The organism is Streptomyces albipurpureus (assembly GCF_023701525.1).
GTDB lineage: Bacteria > Actinomycetota > Actinomycetes > Streptomycetales > Streptomycetaceae > Streptomyces > Streptomyces albipurpureus.
In genome coordinates this window covers 344,173-363,261 of the sequence record NZ_JAMQAW010000008.1, presented here as the reverse complement: position 1 = coordinate 363,261, position 19,089 = coordinate 344,173, and the positions used below count along the sequence as shown (strand labels likewise).

Here is a 19,089-nt window from a genome sequence, read left to right as displayed (position 1 = left end):
GGCACATGGCCAATCTCCGGCGTAAGGGCGGGCTGGTGAAGGACGTCGAGCGGGCCGAGGCCAGGGCGGCGCCGATGACGGCGATCGACCCCGACTGGAACTGCCCCTGGCCACTCGACTGGCAACGCCACTACGCCATCCTCCGCGTCCTCGCCACCGAAGAACCCGGCGGAGTACTCCCCCACATCGAACCCGGAATCCTCTTCGAAACGACGACCTCGGGGCATGGGTAGCACGGCAACAGAAACCCGCCACCTGGAAACAGCTCACCGACCAACAGCGAGAACGCCTCACCGAACTCGGTATCGCCCCGGTCCAGCAGCCCGCCACCACACCAGCCATAAAGAACACAGAGAACCTCTTCCAACCTCACGGGTGGTTGGGCTGGCAGCCCCGGCGGCGGGCATGAAGAAAGCTCCTGGTAGACGGGTTCATGACCAAGATCACCAGTCCGCCAGGAGCTTTCGCGTGCTTGTCTACCCGTCCGGCATCGATCTGTCCAGCCGCACTCTGGGGCATCTCTCCGGTCTTCTCGCAGGTCACCGTCGTCGGATCGGTTCACGCTGGCGTCGCCTGACCTGCGGCCGGCAGGCCCTGCTCGTCCTGGCCCACCTGCGCTGCGGCGACACCTACGCTCGCCTTGCCGCGGGCTTCCGCATCGGGATCGCCACGGCCTACCGCTACATACGCGAGGCCGTCGACCTGCTGGCCGCCCTCGCGCCCACGCTGGAACAGGCCATGACGACCGTCCGGAAGAAGGCGTACGTGATCCTCGACGGCACCGTGCTACCAATCGACCGCATCGCCGCCGACCAGCCGTACTACTCCGGGAAGAAGAAGCACCACGGGATGAACGTGCAAGTCCTCGCCGATCCCGCCGGACGCCTGACCTGGGCCTCGGACGCACTGCCGGGAGCCACACACGACCTGACCGCGGCCCGGACCCACGGCATACCCGCCGCCCTTGCCGCAGACGACATCAAGTGCTGGGCCGACAAGGCGTACCAGGGCGCCGGCCCTGCGATCCGTGTCCCGATCCGTGGCAAGCACCTGCGCGGCTGGCGCCGACGCCACAATCGCGATCACGCCAAGATCCGCAGCCTCGGCGAACGCGCCATGGCCATCCTCAAGTCTTGGCGGCTCCTGCGGAAACTCCGCTGCAGCACCACCGGATCACAGCCGCTGTCCGAGCCGTCGTTGCCCTCGAACTCGCCACCTGATCAAGATGGGAATGGCTCCCTGCGCCGATGGCTGGCCGGCACGGTGACGGTCCGCTCGCAGGATGCTCATAGGCTTGCATGCCATGACGACGCTGATAGCGGGGGATCAGGTGCTCAATCCGTGGACCCGCACGACCAGGAACGCACCGTACGCGGTCCCCGAAGACCTGCCGCACTTGCAAGCCCTCGCCGACACCCAAGTCCACCCCTCGCACGCGCCGTACCAGCTCAACCTGACACTCCCGCCGGAACCGTTCATCGGCCTCCACGACGCGCCCCTGGTCATGCTGCTGGCCAACCCAGGCGTGAGCGACGCAGACCCGGCCGCCTACGCCCGGCCCGGCGTGACCGAGCGAACCCTGCAACACATCGCGAACGCCGGCGGGACCCCCAACCACTTCCTGACGCACCCCGACAAGGACCATCCAGGACTCCGGTGGTGGTCCCGGACCCTGAACGGCCTGACGAAGCAGGGGCACAGTCACGACGAACTCGCCCGGCAGATCCTTGCCGTGCAGTTCCACGGCTACCATTCACAATCGTGGCGGCCGATCCCGTACACATTGCCCTCCCAGTCCTTCGCCTTCTACCTGGTGCGCCGCGCCATGTCCCGTGACGCGGTGATCGTCCTCGGGCGCATCGCGGCCACCTGGAAGATCGCCGTGCCGGAGCTGGCGTCGTATCCGAATGTGGTGACGCCGAAACAGAACCGGAGCGTGCAGATCAGCCGGGGCAACTTCAGCCCTGAGGACTTCGAGCGGATCTCGCAAGCCCTCAAGAGCTGAGCACGCACGGCGATGCGGCGCGCGCCCAGCGGGAAGGGCGGTCAGAGGTTGGCACGCGCTTCGGCCAGCTTCACGTCCGCCGCCAGCATCTCCCCGCATGCCTGCGGGTGCCTCTGATCCATCTCCTCAAGCCGTACCGGCGACTTGGACAGAGCCGTGGTCGCCTTCAGGTCCAGTTCGGCGTCGAACTCGTACGGCTTCTGCGAACCGATCGCCGTCGGTCGCGGCGACGACTTCACATACGCCATCGCCGCGATCTTTCCTTCGACCCCGCCGAAGTAGATCCACAGCCGGTCGCCGTCCCTCATCAGCTTCAGCGGCTTCCCGAGCCACCACTCGGTCGGACCGGAGTCTTCGCGCGCCAGCCTCGCGACCCGCGCTGGGGTGGAGGGGCCGTTCTCGATCGTGTCGCGCTCCGGGTCCAGGCAGTACAGCCAGTCCCGAGGGCCGACGAACTGGTAGACGGCGCGTCCGCCTCGGTTCGGAATCTTTTCCAGCACCTCCTGCTCGGTCAGCGCCCGCAGCAGTGCGCGGGCCCGCTTGTCGTCGGTCTCCCAGCCGTAGCTGTTCATGGTGGCGACGACGCGGGCCGAGTCCCACTCTCCGTCCTCGCCGGTCACCCGGCTCTCCAGCACCTCCACCTGGGTCAGCCGGGTCTGATTGCGTGGCCGGCCGTGCCGTTCCAGCAGGTCGTACAGCTTTGCCGCGCCCATGCTCGCGGCGATGCCGAGGGCGCTCCGGTCCACGGTGCCGCTTTCGTCGACCGCCACGATGGCCCTCTCCCGCCAATCCTCCAGACCCTCCAGCAGTCTGGTCACGGCTGCGATGTCCCGCCACAGGTCATGAGGCGCGGCCTGCTCCGACAGCAGCACCTTGTCTTGCAGTGCGGCGCGCACCACTCGGGCGAGCTGGTCGGAGGAGATCACGACGCTCTCCTGGCTTCCGTCGTCACCGAAATTAAAGTCAACCCGCGTCGCCATGGCGACTCCTCTTCTCTGGATTGGAGAGGAAGTTACATCCTGCTTCTGTCGGCGCGCCACCGCTTCGACGGCACTGGGCAGTTGGGCATCCCGAAGCGACCGGTCAGGTCGCGGGCGCGGCCCGGCGTGAGGCCATCGAGGTCCTGGCCGCCCACGCCCCGACCCTGGCCGAGGCCATGAAGACCGCCACAGCCAAGGCGTGCGTCATCCTGGACGGCACACTGCCGCCCATCGACAAGATCACCGTCGAAACCCCGTACTACTCGGGAAAACACAAACGGCACGGCATGAACGTTCAGGTCCTCGCATTCGGCCGCTGCTGTGGGCTTCCCCGGCCCTGCCCGGCTCCACCCAAGACCTGACCGCTGCCCGCTAGCGCGGGATCGTCGACGCACTCCCCGCCGCGGGACTGAAGTGCTGGGCGGACAAGGCGTACCAAGGCGCCGGACGGCACATCCGAGTCCCCTTCCGGGGCCATCGGCTCAAGCGCTGGAAGCGACGGCGCAACAACAGCCACGCCAAGATCCGGGGCGTCGGCGAGCAGGCCATGGCCGTCTTGAAGGGCTGGCGCCTCCTGCGGAAGCTCCGCTGCGGCACCAACCGGAGCACCGACTTCGTGAAGGCCATCCTCGTCCTTCACTACGCCTCAACGTGAGGTTGGAAAAGGCTCAGAGACCGGGGCCGGGGCGGAGAAACTGTCAGCACCCTTCCAACGCGGCGTCACCGCCTACGCCCAATACATCACCCGAGAAGGCAAAACAGCGGTCCCCCGACTCCACACAGAACACATCACCATCAACGGAACCGAACACACAGTCAGACTAGGCACATTCGCCACCCACACCAAACAACGCCTCCACCGACTCACCCACCACCAACGCACCACCCCTCCGGGAGGCAGGAGTCGAGTGGGCGTGACACCACCTACAGCCGGCCGTTGAACCCGACGGTCAAGCGAAGTGCATCACTATGCCCCGGGCGTTCCGCCCGGGGCATAGTGATGTCTGGCGCGATCCCAGCCCGGGCTGCGGCAGGGAGCGGCTTGGGTCTTCAGCGGGGCAGCCGCCAAAGGAACCGAGAGATAGTGGGAATACTCACTCTGGAGCCCTGGCGTGCGTAGGAAACCGGAGCATTTATGGTGACCGGAGAGTCATCCCCGACGGTGATACGAATGTTCTGGACAGCCTGGTGCACCTGGCCGACAGTTGGTTGCTGCTCCCCAGGTTCCATGGTGGATCGGAGTTCCGCTACGAACTGCAGAAGTCGATTACGAACCTGTTCGAGGATATCCTGAAGATCTGAGGGGTGAACAGCCCAGTAAATAGCTTCCACCACAACCTGGTGGGATTGACGCTCATAGCTCATGACTCTGGCGAGTTCAGCGGCGCCCGGCAGTTGAAGCTTCAGCAGATCACGAGAGTCCCGCCCCGAAAGGAGATTCTGGATCTTACCCACACTAAACCTGATGGGCAATTCTTCACCCACGGAATCCTGCGCGAATTCCGGCAGATCTAGCGCACTGATCGTCTCTCTCTTGGCTTGCCAGAATGGAGATCTCGAATCTACTTGCAGAGGTGCAGCGATCGTGCGGTAGTGTGGCATTTCAGCCACGGGCCCATGGTAGCCCCGAAGTTCATTTGTGGCCCAGGTTCGCAGAGGTTCCGAGAAAGCGCGCCCCCCGATTACAATTACCATCCGCAGAAGCCTCTGGATGGAGATCGATTCTTCGAGAATATTTTCCTCGAAGAGTTCAAGAGGAGGCCGCTTACTCATAAAAAGAGCCTTCCGAATTCAGTACCCAGGCATCCATTCGCACTGGTTCAACAGCCCACTAAGAGAGTTCTTTGGGAATTCCCGCCACGGCTTCCTGATTGGCGACGGCGACCGGTGCAGTCACAGTGACGGGAGAATTGTCTCCCACACGAATATTGATGCTTGAGACCGCTTCTCTAATTTGTTCTATCGTTGGCTCCTCGCTTCCTGGAGACATCGAGGCCCGCACCTCTGCGACGAATTCAGTCAGCCGCGTCCGGATCTGATCGAGCACGCCTGTTATTGCTGCACGACTCACGGACCAAAATACCGAATCCACAGAAACGAAGGGTCCTTCGCTTCTCTGCCACTCTTGAGTCATCAACTGGGCGGTATAGCTCATTCCTGGCATGGCGAGCCTGATGTGCTCGTCCTTGGCATTGGCCATCGCCTGAATCTCCGCCGCCCCCCATGGCAGTTCCACCTGGCCAGTAATGTGCTCACGGGCTTCTTTGGGGAGATTGTATGGCTCAATTTCCTGAGCCCAGTTGCGGGGGCCATTCGTTATGTCGATCTTGAGCTGTGCGGGAAGTTTTCGATAGTCAGGAATTTCTGCCGCAGCACCGCCGTAGCCCTTCAACTCCCGTTGCGCCCATGCACGGAGGGGCTGGGAGGAAACATGGCCCCCCAGAATCAGAACCTGCCTCAGGATATTGGCGAGAGGAACGGTTTCATCAAGCACATCGCGCTCAAGACGGGATATTCCACCCAACGGACTATTCACGGATCACTCTTCCAGCACAACGAACATACGACTGCTCTACCCGAGCTACTTGAGGGCCATGATCGCTACGACAAGCGCTACGACCGAAGCAACGGAACCAACAGCCGTCCAGATCACGGATGCCCGGTTCCACCACGGCGTTGCGGGTTCAGGTGACGAAGGCGGACCAAAGTTCGTACTGGCCGTGCCGCCCTCTTCGGCGTAGGAGAAGGGCGCCGTGATGTTCACAGGCGAGCTGTCCCCACCCGTGACGTCAATGCGCTGGCCCGCCGCCATCCGGCGCCGAGGCGGCTCAGTGCCCTCTGCTGGCTCAGGACCGGAAGTCGTCATACTGCCTCATTTCCATGAGAGTTCGTGGTCGGACCGTAGCACCTACCACTGACAGCCAACATGAATCAGGCAGTGGCTCCGTCCCTATCCAGAAGCAGCACCAGTACGAAGGGCGCAGCGTGACTGCGGTGAGTTCAGCTGAGGTTGGGAGCACGGCCGTGCGAAGCCGGCCAGCGCGGACGCCGGGATACCAATCCGCCGCAGCGATGCCCAAGAGACGCCACCGTGGTTCCGTGGTGCTCGTCGCCGCGCGACTCCACCCGGACCGGGCCGGATCCATACCACCGCGTGCAAGCCGCCGGGTGCCGCGTACACCATGCTCGCCATCACGCGTCCGACTGCCCCGCCTCGTCCTGGTTCAGGGCGACGCGGTCCCCGCCTTCGGCGCGGCGCAGCACCACGGACAGCAGCTCGTGGTCGGCGGCGCCGCGCGGGCCCTCGAAAGGCGAATGCAGCACGGGCGACAGCGCCTGGCGCACCCAGCGGGCGACGGTGGCCGCGTCCCCTTCGGGCCACAGGTAGTCGGCCTCCTGACCGAGTTCGCCCAGCGCCTTGGCCAGCGTCTCGAACACCGGGCCGGACTCCGGCCGGGCTGCTTGGTCGAGGGCGTCGGCGAACGCGGCGAGCCGCGATGTCCGCGTCGGCCACCTCGATGACGGCCAGGTGCACCAAAGGCTGACCGTGGGGCCGACCAGCATCGGGACACCGGGCAGGTCGTCCTCCGCCTCGCCCACCATCTCCGATGTCCATCTGGCAGTGCTTCGAGGACCCGCCAGTATGCCGCGGAGACATCCTCAATGGGCGCTCCGGGGACCGGCACGCCCCAGGCGTCCGGGTCCAGAGGGTTCCGGAGCGCCAGGAACAGCGGGTCCTCCACCTCCAGCAGACCGTCAAGGGCGTCCGGCGCGACGGGCAGCAGCAGAGTGCGGGTGGAAGACATCAGTCCCTTTCGGAGCCGGGCCACCGCGGGTCGCCGTGCTTGCCCTCGGTTGCGGGCAGCCCGTAGCGCGGGACCTGGTCGTGGGTGAGGAGCACCGCTCGGTTCGGGTCCAGCAGTTGGTACGGGCGACGAAGTCCCGATCGATATCGGCACCGCTGGCGTCGAAGCCGCCGCAGACCGACGGATGCGCTTCTCTCGGATCGCTGACGACACGGGCGCGGCCGTCGGACGCGCCGTCCGTGTACAGGAGGAGGTCGCCGGGAGTAAGGCGGAAGCGGACGTGGCGAATGTCCGGCGAGGGCGAGGGTGCTGGCGATCCCGGCGGGGGTAACCTCGCCGCCCGAATCATCTAGCCGGCCTCTCAACAAACCCGCAACACACCAGTTAAGCCACCACCCAGCACGCGAACAGGGCCTTTCCCAGCGTCAGGAGGGTGGGGAGCAGGCTCTGGCATGATCCGTGAATGATCGTCACTCCCATACCTGGCGCACGGTTGGATGTAGTTTTCAACCTTTTGCGGTCGGCCCACGCCAAGGCCGAGAACCTGGGCAACTACTCCTCTGCGGAGGAGTTCCTGCTGAACTACTTGACGTGGACGACGGAGCAGGCGCGGCTGCTCGGGTCCCATGTTCGGGCGAAGGACGTAGAAGCGCTGTTCTTCACCCCGGTCTACTGGGCTCTCCTGAACGGTGCCGGCCATATGGAGGGCAGGTTGGTGCCGAAGGTGTCGATCGGGCTGGTAAATCAGGAGGTCCGGCAGCGGATGGAAGACCTGGGCCGGGCGGCCTCATCTGTCCAGGACACTATTCGCAGATGGACGGAGGACGTCTCGACGCTCGTGCTGGACACCAGCTTCTTCATCGAGCACGAGGCGAGGTTGGAAGACGCAGACCTTTTCAAACTGGCTAACTTTCCGGGCAAGGTCCGCGTCGCCGTTCCGATGGCGGTGGTTGACGAACTGGACCGGCTCAAGGAGTCCAGGGTCTCGACACACGCCCGGTGGCGGGCTAGGTACGGGCTGGCGGTGCTGGGCCGTCTTCTGAATGGACCGGCCAAGCTGGGGTTCACGGAGGTCGAGGTCTTGTCGGACCCCCCGGGGCATGTGCGGTTGCCGGACGAGGATGACGAGATCGTGGACCGGGCCCTCGCACTGCGAACGGTGGCGGCCGGCCCGGTCACGCTGGTGACGTACGACACCGGGATGGCGCTGCGCGCGAAGATAGCTGACGTGCCGTGCCGGAAGCTGTCGAAGGACTTGGGGCCGGAACCGGAGAAGAAGTAGGCAGGCGTCGACGGCGCGCGAACCACGCCGCCGTCCAGGTAGCTCGGGGCAGGTCAATCAAGTTCGCCCGCCGTAGGGTGGGGGTGGAAACGAGGCAGGTCCCACCCCGTCTGCATCGGGGTGGGACCTGCTGCGAGGGGTGGAGCTACGCGCCAGCGCCCCTGCCGGGGGCCAGGATCAGTTGCGGCGCGGGCGCGCAGCAGCCGCCGTCGGCCTCCTGAGCGTCGGGGGCGTCGAACAGGCCGGCGCCGCCGCAGACTCCGGTCTCGGGGAGGGTGAGTTCCACGCGGTCGGCGGACTTGAGGTCGCCGGCGATCGCGGCGGCGACGGAGCGGACCTGCTCGTAGCCGGTCATGGCCAGGAAGGTCGGGGCGCGGCCGTAGGACTTCATGCCGACCAGGTAGACGCCGGGTTCGGGGTGGGAGAGCTCGCGGTGGCCGTGCGGGTAGACGGAGCCGCAGGAGTGCTGGTTGGGGTCGATCAGCGGAGCCAGTTCCACCGGTGCTTGGAGGCGCTCGTCGAGGCCTAGGCGCAGCTCGTTAAGGAAGGACAGGTCGGGGCGGAAGCCGGTCAGCACGATCAGCTCGTCGACCGCGTCTAGGCGGCGCCCGTCCTCGCCGACCAGGATCAGGCGGCCGTCGGCGTCGCGCTCGATTCCCTCGGTTCGGAAGCCGGTGACCGCTTCCGCGTGACCGTTGTCGACGGCGGCCTTCGCCGCGAGGCCCAGGGCGCCGCGGGCCGGGAGCTGGTCGGCTTCTCCGCCGCCGAAGGTGGAGCCCGAGATGCCCCGGCGCAGGATCCACACGCCCTTTGTGCCCGCGCCGTCGTCGGACGTGGCGAGGTCTGCGAGGTAGGCGAGGGCGGTGAAGGCGGAGGCGCCGGAGCCGATGACGGCGGTGCGCTTGCCGGCGTACCGGGCGCGAACGGACGGGTCCTTCAGGTCCGGGACGCGGTAGGTGATCCGGCTCGCCGCGGCCTTCTCGCCGAGGGCGGGCAGGCCGCTGCCTCCGGCCGGGCTGGGCGTGGTCCAGGTGCCGGAGGCGTCGATGACGGCGCGGGCGAAGACGCGCTCCTCACGGCCGTCGGTGTGGGCGAGGTGCACGACGAACGGCTGCTGCTCGCGGTCGGCGTCCACGATGCGGTCCCGGCCGGCCCGGGAGACGCCGGTGACGGTGACGCCGAGACGGACGTGATCGCCGAGGACGTCGGCGAGCGGCTGCAGGTAGAGGTCGGCCCAGTCACCGCCGGAGGGGTAGGTGGCCGGGTCGGGGCGTGTCCAGCCGGTAGGGGCCAGCAGCTTCTCGGTGGCCGGGTCGACGACCTCGCCCCAGGTGGAGAACAGGCGCACATGCGCCCACTCCCGTACTGCGGCGCCGGCAGTGGTGCCGGCTTCCAGGACCAGGGGCTCGATGCCCTGGTCGAGCAGGTGGGCGGCGGCGGCCAGACCGGCGGGTCCGGCACCGATCACGACGACGGGCAGCTCGGTGGTGGCGGGCGCGTTCACGGCGACTCCTTGCGTGTTTCGACATCTGTCGATGGCTTGCGCGGCCCAGCATGGCACCTGTATTGATGAGCGTCAACATAGACATTCATCGAAATCATGGGGTTCAAGTGATGGAGCACATCGACGTCGTCGTGATCGGCGGTGGCCAGTCCGGACTCGCCACCGCCCACGCCTTGCTTCGCCTCGGGCTGCGGCCGGTGGTGCTGGAGGCGTCCGGCCGCACGGCCGGGTCGTGGCCGCGCTACTACGACGGCCTCACGCTGTTCTCGCCCGCTCGGTACAGCTCTCTGCCGGGGATGCCGTTCCCCGGGCCCGGTCGTGACCGCTATCCGCACCGCGACGAGGTCGTCGCCTACCTTGCCGCCTACGCCGACCGACTGGATGCCGAGATCCGTACCGGCTGCCGCGTCAGTGCGGTCCGCAGCGACGGCGGTGCCTTCGCCGTGGAACTGGAGGGAGGCGGCCGACTGTCCGCGAGGGCGGTCGTGGCGGCCTCCGGGACGTTCGGGCGCCCGCACCGGCCTGCACTGCCGGGCCTTGAGGGGTTCACCGGCCAGGTCCTGCACGCCGCCGACTACCGCAGTCCGGCCCCGTTCACCGGCCGCCGGGTGGTCCTGGTCGAAGCCGGCAACTCCGCGGTGCAGATCGCCGCCGAGCTCGCCCAGACCGCACGCGTCACACTCGCCACCCGCGGGCCGGTGAAGTTCGCGGCGCAGCGGATCCTCGGCCGCGACCTGCACTTTTGGCTGATCCGCACCGGCCTGGACACCGCGCCCCTGGGCCGGCTCCTGCCGCGTCCGCCGGCGCAGCCGGTCATCGACGACGGCCGCTACCGGGCCGCCCTGGCCGCGGGGCGACCCGACCGGCGGCCTTGCCACCGAGGTGCCGGGGCTGGCGTTCGTCAGGCTGGAGTGGCAGCGCAGCCTGTCGTCGAATTCGCTGCGCGGTGTGGGCCGGGACGCAGAGCGGATCGCCCGGCGCCTGGCCGCCTACCTCGCCCGCCAGTGACGACTCCCGCCGCACTGGTTCGATGTATGTCAACATAGACGTATGTCGAATACGAAGGTGCTGCCTCTCCTTGAAGCCGACGGTGCGGCTGTGGCGCCGTGCTGCCCGCCGCTGACCGAGCGCCCGATGACCGCCGAGGAAGCCGAGACGGCCTCGCGGATGTTCAGGGCGCTTGGCGACCCGGTCCGCCTGCGGCTGTTCTCCGCCGTGGCCTCGCACGAGGGCGGGGAGGCATGCGTGTGCGACATCTCCGACGTCGGCGTCTCCCAGCCCACCGTCTCCCACCACCTGAAGAAGCTCAAGGAGGCCGGGCTGCTCACCTCGGAGCGGCGCGGCACCTGGGTCTACTACCGCGTCGAGCCGTCGGTGCTCGCCGCCATGGGCCAACTGCTGGTAGGTGAATCGGCTGCGGCATGACCGCACCCGGACTCCCGTCGGCGACGCTCAGGGGTTTTCGGCGGGGAGCAGATGCCAAAAGCGGTAGTGGACGAGGCGGGCGGTTGCCATCCTGATGGGATGGAGGAAGTAGAAGACCGGTTGAGTCTGCCCCGGCCCCGCTGGGTGAATGCCGAGATCGCCGTCTGGGGAGGTGCCAGCGAGGACGATCTCGCCCTTGCGGGCGGCTATCTGCGAGTGGCCGAGACCGCCGCCCGACACTGGATCGCCCAGGGCCCGGACGATCTGCTGCCCCTCCCGATTCTCTACAACTACCGGCACAGCATCGAGCTGTCGCTGAAGTGGTTGATCCGCAAGGCCGCCCAGTGTGCGCTGCGCGAGGGCTATACAGGAGAAGAAGACCTCAGCCCCGGCCAGTTGGACAAGCGCCTACGCACGCACAACATCAGGAGACTGGCGGACTGCCTCAACCGGTACCTGGCCCTGCTGGACCTGCCCAAGGTGGAACAGCACGTCGATCCCAAGTCCTGGAGCCAGCTGAACTGGCTGGACAGCGAGGACGCGATAGGGGAGACCTACCGGTACGCCATGGTCGGCCACGGCGCCGGCCGGGCCCCCGCCCGTCCCGTGCAGCGAAACGTCAACTTCTATGAGCAAGTGAACGAGCTGCACAAGCTCGCGCACCTGCTGTGGGGCGGCTACTCGGCTCATCTCGGTGTATACGAGGACTGGCAGATCGAGTACCAGGAGGCCATGAATACGGCAGGCTACTGAAGCCCTGTGCCGTCGCTAGGGTGTCGGCTTCTTGTGGCGGTTCAGGAGCTCGGTGAAGAAGTCGGAAATGAGCTGAGGGCTGTCCGGCCGGGTGAGTTCCCAGCCGCCGAAGCGGTAGATCTCATAGCCAGCCAACCGCAGCCGGCGGTCCTCGGCGACCATCTCCGAGTACAGCCTGGGCGAGGCGGTATAGGCGGTGCGACCGTCCGCGCCAGCGGGGTTCTTGATGCCGTAGTGGTGGGCACCGTCGACCTCAATCACGACGCGGGAGCGGTCAGGGGCCAACAGCAAGAAGTCCATGCGCTGGCGGTACAGGGCACCACTATGTCCACCGCTCTTGCGAGTGTAGGGGTCGTAGTGCAGGTAGACCTGCGGGATGAGGACGGGCAAGTCGAAACCGTCGGGTTCGGCGTAACGGGCGCAGTACGTGCGTAGGACCGTCTGCTCCGGCAAAGAATCCAGCGAGCGATACAGCCGCCGGTACAGGGCATCGGCGGCCTCCGGCTCCTCCGCGGTCGGCATGTGGTTCACCTGCCACCAGGTGACCATCTGCCGCCAGGTCAGGCCCTGTGCGGACAGTGGGTCGCTGTACACGAGGCAGTTCTCGGCGTTCTGGACGATCTCCACGTCGTTGTTCACCGCGTCCCGCAGCACGATCTTCGGCTTCGGCCCGACGGCCGCGAAGATGAGGTTCCTGAAGGTGCCACGGGGGCCGTTCTTGAATCGTTGCTCGTACTCGACCTCCTGCAGGTCCTCCAAAGCCTGCCGGGTGGGCCCCAGCAGCTCCTCGATGCACTCGCGGCGCGCCTGCCAGCCGCCGCCACCGGACATGTCGTTCTTGCGCCAGTAGTCGTAGAAGCCGCTGTGATGGCGGAACGGCAACTGCGGCGGCTTGAGGCCCAGGCGTTCGAGGACCGCCCGGTGTGCTTTGACGGCGAGCACGACTTCCTCGTCATTCATGCGTTCGTCGTGGCGTGTGCCCCTGGCGACGAAGTCCTCGTGCAGCAGTCGGTTTAAGGTCACGGCTACGTCCAGGTCCGCGTGGGTGGGCAAAGGACCGAACCGCAGGGACTCCATCAGCTCGACATCCAGCTCCCACAATTGACACACCCATTCACCCGTTCTGTACTCAGACCAGTCCACGTCCTCATCCGGCTTGCCGCGGAAGAAGTCATCTGTCTGCATGCTCGCGCATCCCCCCTGCCCACCAGCGCTGTTGTAACGGCATTGTCGCTGGTGTGACTGACAAGGGGGAGCTGCGGCAAGCGGTGAACAGGGCGATGGCACCAAGGCGGCCACTCCGGCGCCCAGGACAGCAGGCCGGTGACCTCGCGGACGGCTTCACGGGGTGCGACCGACGCCAGTAAGGGTGGCCGAGGCCGAACCGGTCCAGTCGCCGAAGCCGAGCACGTGCAGCTGCGGCTCGTCCAAGGCGTGTATGCCGTGGGCAGGGATGCGGCCGCGCAGGTCCAGCGGGCCGCAGTGAGAGAGCCGGGCGGAAGCCGGTGCACCAGATAATCGCGTCGGCGCTGGCCCCGCTGCCGTCGGACCACCGAACGCCGCCGCCGGTGAGCTGGGAGAAAATCGGTCCCGCCCTGCAGGCGTTCTGCGACGCGGGCAGCGCGGACGGGCGGCACAGCGACGATGTCGCCGAGCGAGGCCACTCCGCCGGTTTCGCTGCGGACGGCATCGAGGACGGCGGCGGGTGGTAGCGACGTCGAACAGTGCGCGGCCGTCCAGGGCGAGGTCAGCGGCGATCCGGGCGCCGAAGTTGCCGCCGACCACCAAGACGCGCTGCCTGGCGAAGTCAGCCAGGGAGCGGTAGTTCACGGTGTGGAGCTGCTGGCCGGTGAAAACGGGTCGGCCGGGGACGGCAGGGAGGAAGGACCGCGACCAGCTGCCGGTGGCGCTGATGACCGCCTTCACCCGCCAGGTGCCGGCGTCGGTCTCGACCAAGAGCCGGTCGCCGTCGCGGCGTTCGGCGTCCACACGGGTGCCGTGCTGGACGGGCAGGTCGTAGCGCTACTCGTAGTCGGCAAGGCAGTCCACCACGTGCCCGGCATCCGGGTAGGTGGTGGACTGCCTAGGTGGGCATGAGCCGCCCGGGCGGCTCCGAGTGCTCTGCCGGGGAGAACAGGTGCAGCGACCCCCACATGTGCTGACAGGACCCGCCCGGCGCCGGATCGGCGTCCAGGACGACGAAGACCAGGCTCTGGCGGCGCAGGTGGTAGCCGGCGGCGAGCCAAGCCTGGCCGCCGCCTACCACCACCACATCCGTGTGCTGCGTCACGGGGCAGTCGTCACCGCCCCGGGAGCGAACTTCCTTCGCCAGGCGAGCGCGACGTAGACCAGGCCGATCAGCACCGGGACTTCGATGAGCGGGCCGACGACGCCGGACAGGGCCTGGCCGGACGTGACGCCGAAGGTGGCGATGGCGACCGCGATGGCCAGCTCGAAGTTGTTGCCCGCAGCGGTGAACGCCAGGGTCGTGGTGCGGTCGTAGGCCAGGCCGAGGCCCTTGCCGAGGAGGAAGGTGCCGAAGAACATGATCGCGAAGTAGACCAGCAGCGGCAGAGCGATCCGGACGACGTCCAGCGGCTGCGAGGTGATGGTCTTGCCCTGCAGGGCGAAGAGGATCACGATCGTGAACAGCAGCCCGTACAGGGCCCATGGGCCGATCTTCGGCAGAAACTTCGCCTCGTACTTCTCACGCCCCATCCTCTGCTCGCCGATGCGGCGGGTCAGGAAGCCGGCCAGCAGCGGGATGCCGAGGAAAATAACGACGTTCAGCGCGATGTGCCAGACGGACACGTCCAAGCCCTGCCCGTCGCCGAGGTTCAGCCAGCGCGGCAGCAGATCGAGGTAGAACCAGCCCAGCAGGCCGAACGCGAACACCTGGAACACCGAGTTCAGCGCGACGAGCACCGCCGCGGCCTCGCGGTCGCCGCACGCGAGGTCGTTCCAGATAATGACCATCGCGATACACCGGGCCAGGCCGACGATGATCAGGCCGGTGCGGTACTCGGGCAGGTCCGGCAGGAAGACCCACGCCAGCGCGAACATCACCGCCGGTCCGACGATCCAATTGATGGCCAGCGAGGAAACCAGCAGCTTGCGGTCACCGGTCACGCGCTCCAGCCGGTCGTAGCGGACCTTCGCAAGGACCGGGTACATCATCACCAGCAGGCCCAGCGCGATCGGCAGGGAGATCCCCCCGATCTCGATCTTCACGAGCGCATCGTTCATGCCCGGGATGATGCGGCCCAGGCCCAGGCCGACGGCCATGGCGAGCAGGATCCACACCGCGAGGTAGCGGTCCAGTGTGGAGAGCTTCCTGACGATCGAATCCTCCCCCGCCGGGCCGGCGCCCTGAGTGGGGGCGGTGGTCGGCTCAGTGGAGGTCACGGACAGGCCCTCTTGTTCTCGGCAGCGGCAAGGGCGGAGTCGGCCAGCGCGGCGAACTGCTCCGAGAGCCCGGCCAGGACCTCGGGGCGCAGCTTGTAGTAGATGAACCGGCCGCAGGGCTCGGTGTCCACCACACCGGCCTCGCGTAGAACCTTCATGTGGTTGGAGAGGTTGGTCTGTTTGGCTCCGGTCTCCTCGACTAGGTGCGTGGTGCACAGGGTCTCGCGGGCGAGCAGGGTCACGATCTGGAGCCTGAGCGGGTCGGCCAGAACCCGGATCAGATCAGTGTCGACTGACGTCATCATGGGCTGATACTGTCACATCATTCAGCACTGACACCAGTCCGAGCTGAACTGTTGGGCCCGTCGAAGGGGTTCCCGTGTCCGTCTCACCACCTCCCGCCTGGCCCGACGAACGGCTCAGCACCGGAGCCGCGCGCCTCGCATCCCGCCACCAAGGGCACTTCTCCGTGGAGACCGTGCAGCAGCTGCTCACCGACTCCTACCGGCGCCTCGCCGAGCATGCCCGCGTCCGCACGCACCTGGTGGTCCTGGCCGAGCGCCTGACCGCCGAGCGCCTCGACGCCCTCACCCACACCCACACCCAGACCCAGACAACGGGCACCGGCGCCGCGGTGCGCGTGCTGTTCGTGTGCGGGCACAACGCCGGCCGCTCGCAGATGGCCGCCGCCCTCCTGGCCCACCGGGCGGGCGAGCGCGTGATCGTCTCCTCCGCCGGGACCGACCCGGCCGCCGAGGTCGAGCCGCACGTCGCCCATGCACTCCTGGAGTCGGGCCTGTCCGTCACGGACGCCTACCCCAAGCCCCTGACCAGTGAGGTCGTCGAGGCCGCTGACTACGTCATCACGATGGGCTGCGGCGACGCCTGCCCCGTGGTTTCCGGCCGGCACTACCTCAACTGGTCGGTCGCCGACCCCGACGGTGCCCCGATCAGTGTCGTACGCACCATCCTGGGCGACATCGACGCCCGCATCACCGACCTCCTGGCCGCCCTCCCGGACGCCTGACCGACGCTGTCCGCCCCACCTGCTGATCCACTTCACCAAGGGAAGAACGATGTCCGACAAGCCCTCCGTCCTGTTCGTCTGCGTCCACAACGCCGGCCGCTCGCAGATGGCCGCCGCCTGGCTGACCCACCTGGCCGGAGACCGCGTCGAGGTCCGCTCCGCCGGCTCCAACCCCGGCACGGCCGTGAACCCGGCCGCCGTCGAGGCCATGGCCGAGGTCGGCATCGACATCTCCGCCCAGACCCCGAAGATCCTCACCGTCGACGCGGTCAAGGAGTCCGACGTCTGCATCACTATGGGCTGCGGCGACACCTGCCCCGTCTTCCCCGGCAAGCGCTACCTGGACTGGAAGCTCGAAGACCCGGCCGGCCAGGGCGTCGAGGCGGTGCGCCCGATCCGCGACGAGATCAAGACCCTCATCGAGGGTCTGATCAAGGAGATCGCCCCGGAGACGACGGCGTGAGCGAGATACACGAAGTCGTCATCATCGGCTCCGGTCCCGCCGGATACACCGCAGCCCTCTACGCCGCCCGCGCCCAGCTGAAGCCACTGCTGTTCGGCAGCTCCATCTTCGTCGGCGGCTCGCTCACCACGACAACCGAGGTGGAGAACTTCCCCGGCTTCCCCGAAGGCGTCGACGGCCCGGTCCTGATGGACAACATGCGGGCCCAAGCTGAGAAGTTCGGCGCCGAGATGATCGACGACGACATCGTCTCCGTCGACCTGACTGGCGACATCAAACTGCTCACCGACGCCGAGGGCGCCGTGCACCGCGCGCGAACGGTGATCATCGCGACCGGCTCCGGCTACCGCAAGCTCGGCCTGCCAGGCGAGAACGAGCTGTCCGGACGCGGGGTGTCCTGGTGCGCGACCTGCGACGGATTCTTCTTCAGGGGCCGCGACATCGTCGTAGTCGGCGGCGGCGACACCGCCATCGAGGAAGCCACCTTCCTCACCCGCTTCGCGAAGTCGGTCACCGTCGTCCACCGCCGCTCCACCCTGCGCGCCTCCAAGGTCATGCAAGACCGGGCGTTCACCGACGACAAGATCCCCTTCGCCTTCGACAGCGAGATCGCCGAGATCCAGGAGACGAACGGCATGCTGTCCGGCGTCGTCCTGCGCGACGCCTTCACCGGCGCCACCCGCGACCTCGACATCACCAGGCTGTTCATCGCGATCGGCCACGACCCGCGCACCGAACTCTTCACCGGCCAGCTCGACCTCGACGCCGAGGGCCACATCGAAGTCGCCGCGCCCTCAACGCGCACCAGCCTGCCCGGTGTCTTCGCCGCCGGCGACGTCGTCGACCACACCTACCGCCAGGCCATCACCGCCGCCGGCACCGGCGCGGCCGCCGCTCTGGACGCCGAGCGCTACCTCTCCGCCCGTGGCGCCGACAGGACCGCGCAGGAGCCCGCAACGATCCTGGCCTGACCGACCTCACAGCGGCGCGGGCCCGTCCGGAATCATCCTGGGCGGGCCCGCGTCGTGGCTGGCACCAGCGTTTGACCTTCGAGTCGGGTCGAAGATTCACGGTCGGCGGTGTGACGACCTACCACATATCGCAGTTGGCCGAGCGCTCCGGCATTCCGGCCACGACGCTGCGCTTCTACGAGAACGCCGACCGCACGCCATCCGGCTACCGTGAGAAGGAGGTCGCAGCGTCACGCCGCCCTCATAGCCCTCCACGATCTCCCGGGCCCGGTCCACCACGGCCGGCCACCAACCCCCCGTACAACGGTGGCGGGGGCGGACGTCGGCCCTGGACACAGCGCACACGGGGCCACAGATCCGAGGGCCAAGCGGTCAGGCGGCGGTCCAGTGGTGCGCACCGGCGCCGCGCCACTCCACCCAGGCCGGATCATCCATGATCAGGTCCGGGTCGGTGATGCCCGCGGCTTCCAAAAAGACCACCAGGTCGTGGTCGGAGAACGCCAAGCCCAGGATCTCGTCCCGGCCATGCCGGTGCATGCTCACCCGCCGCCCGCCCGACAGCGACGGCCGGTGCACGACAATCGGCGCACTCTCCATACCTCAAGCGTGCGCGCACCCGGCGCCCGGCGCAGAGCGCAGTAGTGCCGGACGGGTTCAGGGCCCTGTGCCGATGCCCCGGTACCCGGGCCCGAGACCACGCCGTCTCGGGCGGGGCCGGGGCGGTGTCCCGGGGCCGGTCTGTGGCTCGGTACGCGGCACGGGGACGGCCGGCCCCCTGGCTGCACTGGAAGCGGGGTCGGTGTCGGTGGGGAGAGCGAGGTGGCGTCACGCCGCCCTCATAGCCCTCCACGATCTCCCGGGCACTGTCCCGCAGCAAGCAGGACAAGCGCACCCACGTGACGCGGGACGCGGACGGTCAGATCGTCCGGGCAGGGGACGAAGAGGGCCATGAGCAGCAGGACGGCGGCAGCCAGTTCGCGACCGAGTCCGCCCTGCTCCACTTCTCCGGCCCGCGCGCCCCGCGACGATCGCCGCGTTCCTGCGCACCCGCGTCTACCGGCCCGAGTCACTGGTCTGGCTCGAAGGGGTCGAGGCGCGGCGGAAGTGGCGGTTCGAGAACGGGATCACCGGGCTCGTGGCCACCCCATACGACACGGAGGTGCCGGTCGGGGTGGTGACGTACCCGCTGGGGCGCTGGGAAGCCCAGCAGCGGCGCGCGGCCGGACCGGGGACCTGGAGGAACGGCGGCGCATCCTGCTCGATGAGGAGGGGATGGTGTGGGAACCCGGCGATGAGGCGTGGGAGACGAAGCTCGCGTTTTGGAGATTCTCGCGCCGCCGAACAGGAACTTCTCACCAGAAGGCACCCACTCTTCTCGCCAGCTGTCCGAGCACTGCACATAGTCCAGCCTCCACCCCAAGAGGTCCACCGTTCCACCGCTCGGACACCTCGGTGAGAACTGCCCCGG

Annotated in this window: 17 protein-coding genes and 6 pseudogenes; 13 read left to right on the top strand and 10 right to left on the bottom strand. The window is 67.5% G+C overall.

Annotation, left to right across the window (positions count from 1 at the left end):
* Positions 1-5: 5 nt before the first annotated feature.
* The 4 genes and pseudogenes from NBG84_RS41075 (at position 6) to NBG84_RS10745 (ending at position 2,005) form a co-directional block, all read left to right on the top strand.
* Complete coding sequence (locus NBG84_RS41075) at positions 6-233, top strand: hypothetical protein (protein WP_308312041.1); 228 nt, start codon at positions 6-8, stop codon at positions 231-233.
* A gap of 17 nt (positions 234-250) precedes the next feature.
* A pseudogene (locus NBG84_RS41500) lies at positions 251-409 on the top strand (hypothetical protein); the annotation flags it as partial.
* A gap of 59 nt (positions 410-468) precedes the next feature.
* A pseudogene (locus NBG84_RS10750) lies at positions 469-1,220 on the top strand (transposase family protein).
* Between the two features lie 83 nt (positions 1,221-1,303).
* The gene (locus NBG84_RS10745) at positions 1,304-2,005 is read left to right on the top strand and encodes a hypothetical protein (RefSeq protein WP_250919095.1); all 702 of its coding nucleotides are present in this window, start codon (positions 1,304-1,306) and stop codon (positions 2,003-2,005) included.
* 41 nt (positions 2,006-2,046) lie between these two features.
* Here the strand turns inward: NBG84_RS10745 and NBG84_RS10740 are convergent, their stop codons facing one another.
* A complete protein-coding gene (locus tag NBG84_RS10740) occupies positions 2,047-2,985 on the bottom strand; it encodes a hypothetical protein (protein WP_250919094.1) in 939 nt (312 codons plus the stop codon).
* Positions 2,986-3,113: 128 nt separating this feature from the next.
* On the opposite strand from NBG84_RS10740, the pseudogene NBG84_RS10735 reads away from it, so the two are divergent.
* Positions 3,114-3,640, top strand: a pseudogene (locus NBG84_RS10735) (transposase family protein); the annotation flags it as partial.
* A 395-nt stretch (positions 3,641-4,035) separates the two neighbouring features.
* Here NBG84_RS10735 and NBG84_RS10730 read toward each other — a convergent pair.
* The 3 genes from NBG84_RS10730 to NBG84_RS10720 all read right to left on the bottom strand — a co-directional run bounded on the left by NBG84_RS10730 (position 4,036) and on the right by NBG84_RS10720 (position 6,588).
* Positions 4,036-4,758: an AbiTii domain-containing protein gene (locus NBG84_RS10730; protein ID WP_285366549.1), complete on the bottom strand. Its 723-nt coding sequence runs from the start codon at positions 4,756-4,758 to the stop codon at positions 4,036-4,038.
* A 58-nt stretch (positions 4,759-4,816) separates the two neighbouring features.
* On the bottom strand, positions 4,817-5,521 hold the full coding sequence (locus NBG84_RS10725; RefSeq protein WP_250919093.1) for an AbiTii domain-containing protein: 705 nt from the start codon (positions 5,519-5,521) through the stop codon (positions 4,817-4,819).
* 656 nt (positions 5,522-6,177) lie between these two features.
* A complete protein-coding gene (locus NBG84_RS10720; RefSeq protein WP_250919092.1) occupies positions 6,178-6,588 on the bottom strand; it encodes a hypothetical protein in 411 nt (136 codons plus the stop codon).
* Positions 6,589-7,254: 666 nt separating this feature from the next.
* Here NBG84_RS10720 and NBG84_RS10715 point away from each other — a divergent pair.
* On the top strand, positions 7,255-8,073 hold the full coding sequence (locus tag NBG84_RS10715) for a PIN domain-containing protein (protein ID WP_250919091.1): 819 nt from the start codon (positions 7,255-7,257) through the stop codon (positions 8,071-8,073).
* 145 nt (positions 8,074-8,218) lie between these two features.
* Here NBG84_RS10715 and NBG84_RS10710 read toward each other — a convergent pair whose 3' ends face one another.
* Positions 8,219-9,577 carry an NAD(P)-binding domain-containing protein gene (locus NBG84_RS10710; protein WP_250919090.1) on the bottom strand — a complete coding sequence of 453 codons (1,359 nt, stop codon included), beginning with the start codon at positions 9,575-9,577 and terminating at the stop codon, positions 8,219-8,221.
* 110 nt (positions 9,578-9,687) lie between these two features.
* Here NBG84_RS10710 and NBG84_RS10705 point away from each other — a divergent pair.
* The 3 genes and pseudogenes from NBG84_RS10705 to NBG84_RS10695 all read left to right on the top strand — a co-directional run bounded on the left by NBG84_RS10705 (position 9,688) and on the right by NBG84_RS10695 (position 11,755).
* A pseudogene (locus NBG84_RS10705) lies at positions 9,688-10,585 on the top strand (flavin-containing monooxygenase).
* 42 nt (positions 10,586-10,627) lie between these two features.
* On the top strand, positions 10,628-11,002 hold the full coding sequence (locus tag NBG84_RS10700) for an ArsR/SmtB family transcription factor (protein WP_250919089.1): 375 nt from the start codon (positions 10,628-10,630) through the stop codon (positions 11,000-11,002).
* Positions 11,003-11,101: 99 nt separating this feature from the next.
* A complete protein-coding gene (locus NBG84_RS10695; RefSeq protein WP_250919088.1) occupies positions 11,102-11,755 on the top strand; it encodes a hypothetical protein in 654 nt (217 codons plus the stop codon).
* Between the two features lie 15 nt (positions 11,756-11,770).
* On the opposite strand, the gene NBG84_RS10690 is transcribed toward NBG84_RS10695, so the two are convergent.
* The 4 genes and pseudogenes from NBG84_RS10690 to NBG84_RS10675 all read right to left on the bottom strand — a co-directional run bounded on the left by NBG84_RS10690 (position 11,771) and on the right by NBG84_RS10675 (position 15,465).
* Positions 11,771-12,940, bottom strand: coding sequence for a hypothetical protein (locus NBG84_RS10690; RefSeq protein WP_250919087.1), 1,170 nt, complete (start codon positions 12,938-12,940; stop codon positions 11,771-11,773).
* 128 nt (positions 12,941-13,068) lie between these two features.
* Positions 13,069-14,045 (bottom strand): annotated as a pseudogene (locus NBG84_RS10685) (NAD(P)-binding domain-containing protein); the annotation flags it as partial.
* The gene (gene arsB / locus NBG84_RS10680; protein ID WP_250919086.1) at positions 14,042-15,160 is read right to left on the bottom strand and encodes an ACR3 family arsenite efflux transporter; all 1,119 of its coding nucleotides are present in this window, start codon (positions 15,158-15,160) and stop codon (positions 14,042-14,044) included. The pseudogene NBG84_RS10685 and the gene arsB, both read right to left, overlap by 4 nt.
* A complete protein-coding gene (locus NBG84_RS10675; protein WP_250919085.1) occupies positions 15,157-15,465 on the bottom strand; it encodes an ArsR/SmtB family transcription factor in 309 nt (102 codons plus the stop codon). The genes arsB and NBG84_RS10675 overlap by 4 nt, the downstream gene beginning before the upstream one ends.
* A gap of 74 nt (positions 15,466-15,539) precedes the next feature.
* Between NBG84_RS10675 and NBG84_RS41070 the strand changes: the two genes are divergently transcribed.
* From NBG84_RS41070 to trxB, 3 genes are read left to right on the top strand one after another with little or no spacing between them, the layout of a single operon-like run.
* Positions 15,540-16,187: an arsenate-mycothiol transferase ArsC gene (locus NBG84_RS41070; protein ID WP_250919084.1), complete on the top strand. Its 648-nt coding sequence runs from the start codon at positions 15,540-15,542 to the stop codon at positions 16,185-16,187.
* 49 nt (positions 16,188-16,236) lie between these two features.
* Positions 16,237-16,650 (top strand): arsenate reductase ArsC, encoded by a 414-nt coding sequence (locus NBG84_RS10665; RefSeq protein ID WP_250919083.1) that lies wholly within the window; start codon positions 16,237-16,239, stop codon positions 16,648-16,650.
* A complete protein-coding gene (trxB, locus tag NBG84_RS10660; RefSeq protein ID WP_250919082.1) occupies positions 16,647-17,621 on the top strand; it encodes a thioredoxin-disulfide reductase in 975 nt (324 codons plus the stop codon). The genes NBG84_RS10665 and trxB overlap by 4 nt, the downstream gene beginning before the upstream one ends.
* 372 nt (positions 17,622-17,993) lie before the next feature.
* Here trxB and NBG84_RS10655 read toward each other — a convergent pair whose 3' ends face one another.
* On the bottom strand, positions 17,994-18,218 hold the full coding sequence (locus NBG84_RS10655) for a hypothetical protein (RefSeq protein WP_250919081.1): 225 nt from the start codon (positions 18,216-18,218) through the stop codon (positions 17,994-17,996).
* 257 nt (positions 18,219-18,475) lie between these two features.
* Here NBG84_RS10655 and NBG84_RS10650 point away from each other — a divergent pair.
* Positions 18,476-18,968 (top strand): annotated as a pseudogene (locus tag NBG84_RS10650) (helicase associated domain-containing protein); the annotation flags it as partial.
* Between the last annotated feature and the right edge of the window lie 121 nt (positions 18,969-19,089).

Bases quoted from the DNA above. Each gene is read 5' to 3' on its own strand.
- NBG84_RS41075 (WP_308312041.1), top strand. From the start codon at position 6: ATGGCCAATCTCCGGCGTAAGGGCGGGCTGGTGAAGGACGTCGAGCGG.
- NBG84_RS10745 (WP_250919095.1), top strand. From the start codon at position 1,304: ATGACGACGCTGATAGCGGGGGATCAGGTGCTCAATCCGTGGACCCGC.
- NBG84_RS10740 (WP_250919094.1), bottom strand. From the start codon at position 2,985: ATGGCGACGCGGGTTGACTTTAATTTCGGTGACGACGGAAGCCAGGAG.
- NBG84_RS10730 (WP_285366549.1), bottom strand. From the start codon at position 4,758: ATGAGTAAGCGGCCTCCTCTTGAACTCTTCGAGGAAAATATTCTCGAA.
- NBG84_RS10720 (WP_250919092.1), bottom strand. From the start codon at position 6,588: ATGGTGGGCGAGGCGGAGGACGACCTGCCCGGTGTCCCGATGCTGGTC.
- NBG84_RS10715 (WP_250919091.1), top strand. From the start codon at position 7,255: ATGATCGTCACTCCCATACCTGGCGCACGGTTGGATGTAGTTTTCAAC.
- NBG84_RS10700 (WP_250919089.1), top strand. From the start codon at position 10,628: ATGTCGAATACGAAGGTGCTGCCTCTCCTTGAAGCCGACGGTGCGGCT.
- NBG84_RS10695 (WP_250919088.1), top strand. From the start codon at position 11,102: ATGGAGGAAGTAGAAGACCGGTTGAGTCTGCCCCGGCCCCGCTGGGTG.
- NBG84_RS10690 (WP_250919087.1), bottom strand. From the start codon at position 12,940: ATGCAGACAGATGACTTCTTCCGCGGCAAGCCGGATGAGGACGTGGAC.
- NBG84_RS10675 (WP_250919085.1), bottom strand. From the start codon at position 15,465: ATGATGACGTCAGTCGACACTGATCTGATCCGGGTTCTGGCCGACCCG.
- NBG84_RS10665 (WP_250919083.1), top strand. From the start codon at position 16,237: ATGTCCGACAAGCCCTCCGTCCTGTTCGTCTGCGTCCACAACGCCGGC.
- NBG84_RS10655 (WP_250919081.1), bottom strand. From the start codon at position 18,218: ATGGAGAGTGCGCCGATTGTCGTGCACCGGCCGTCGCTGTCGGGCGGG.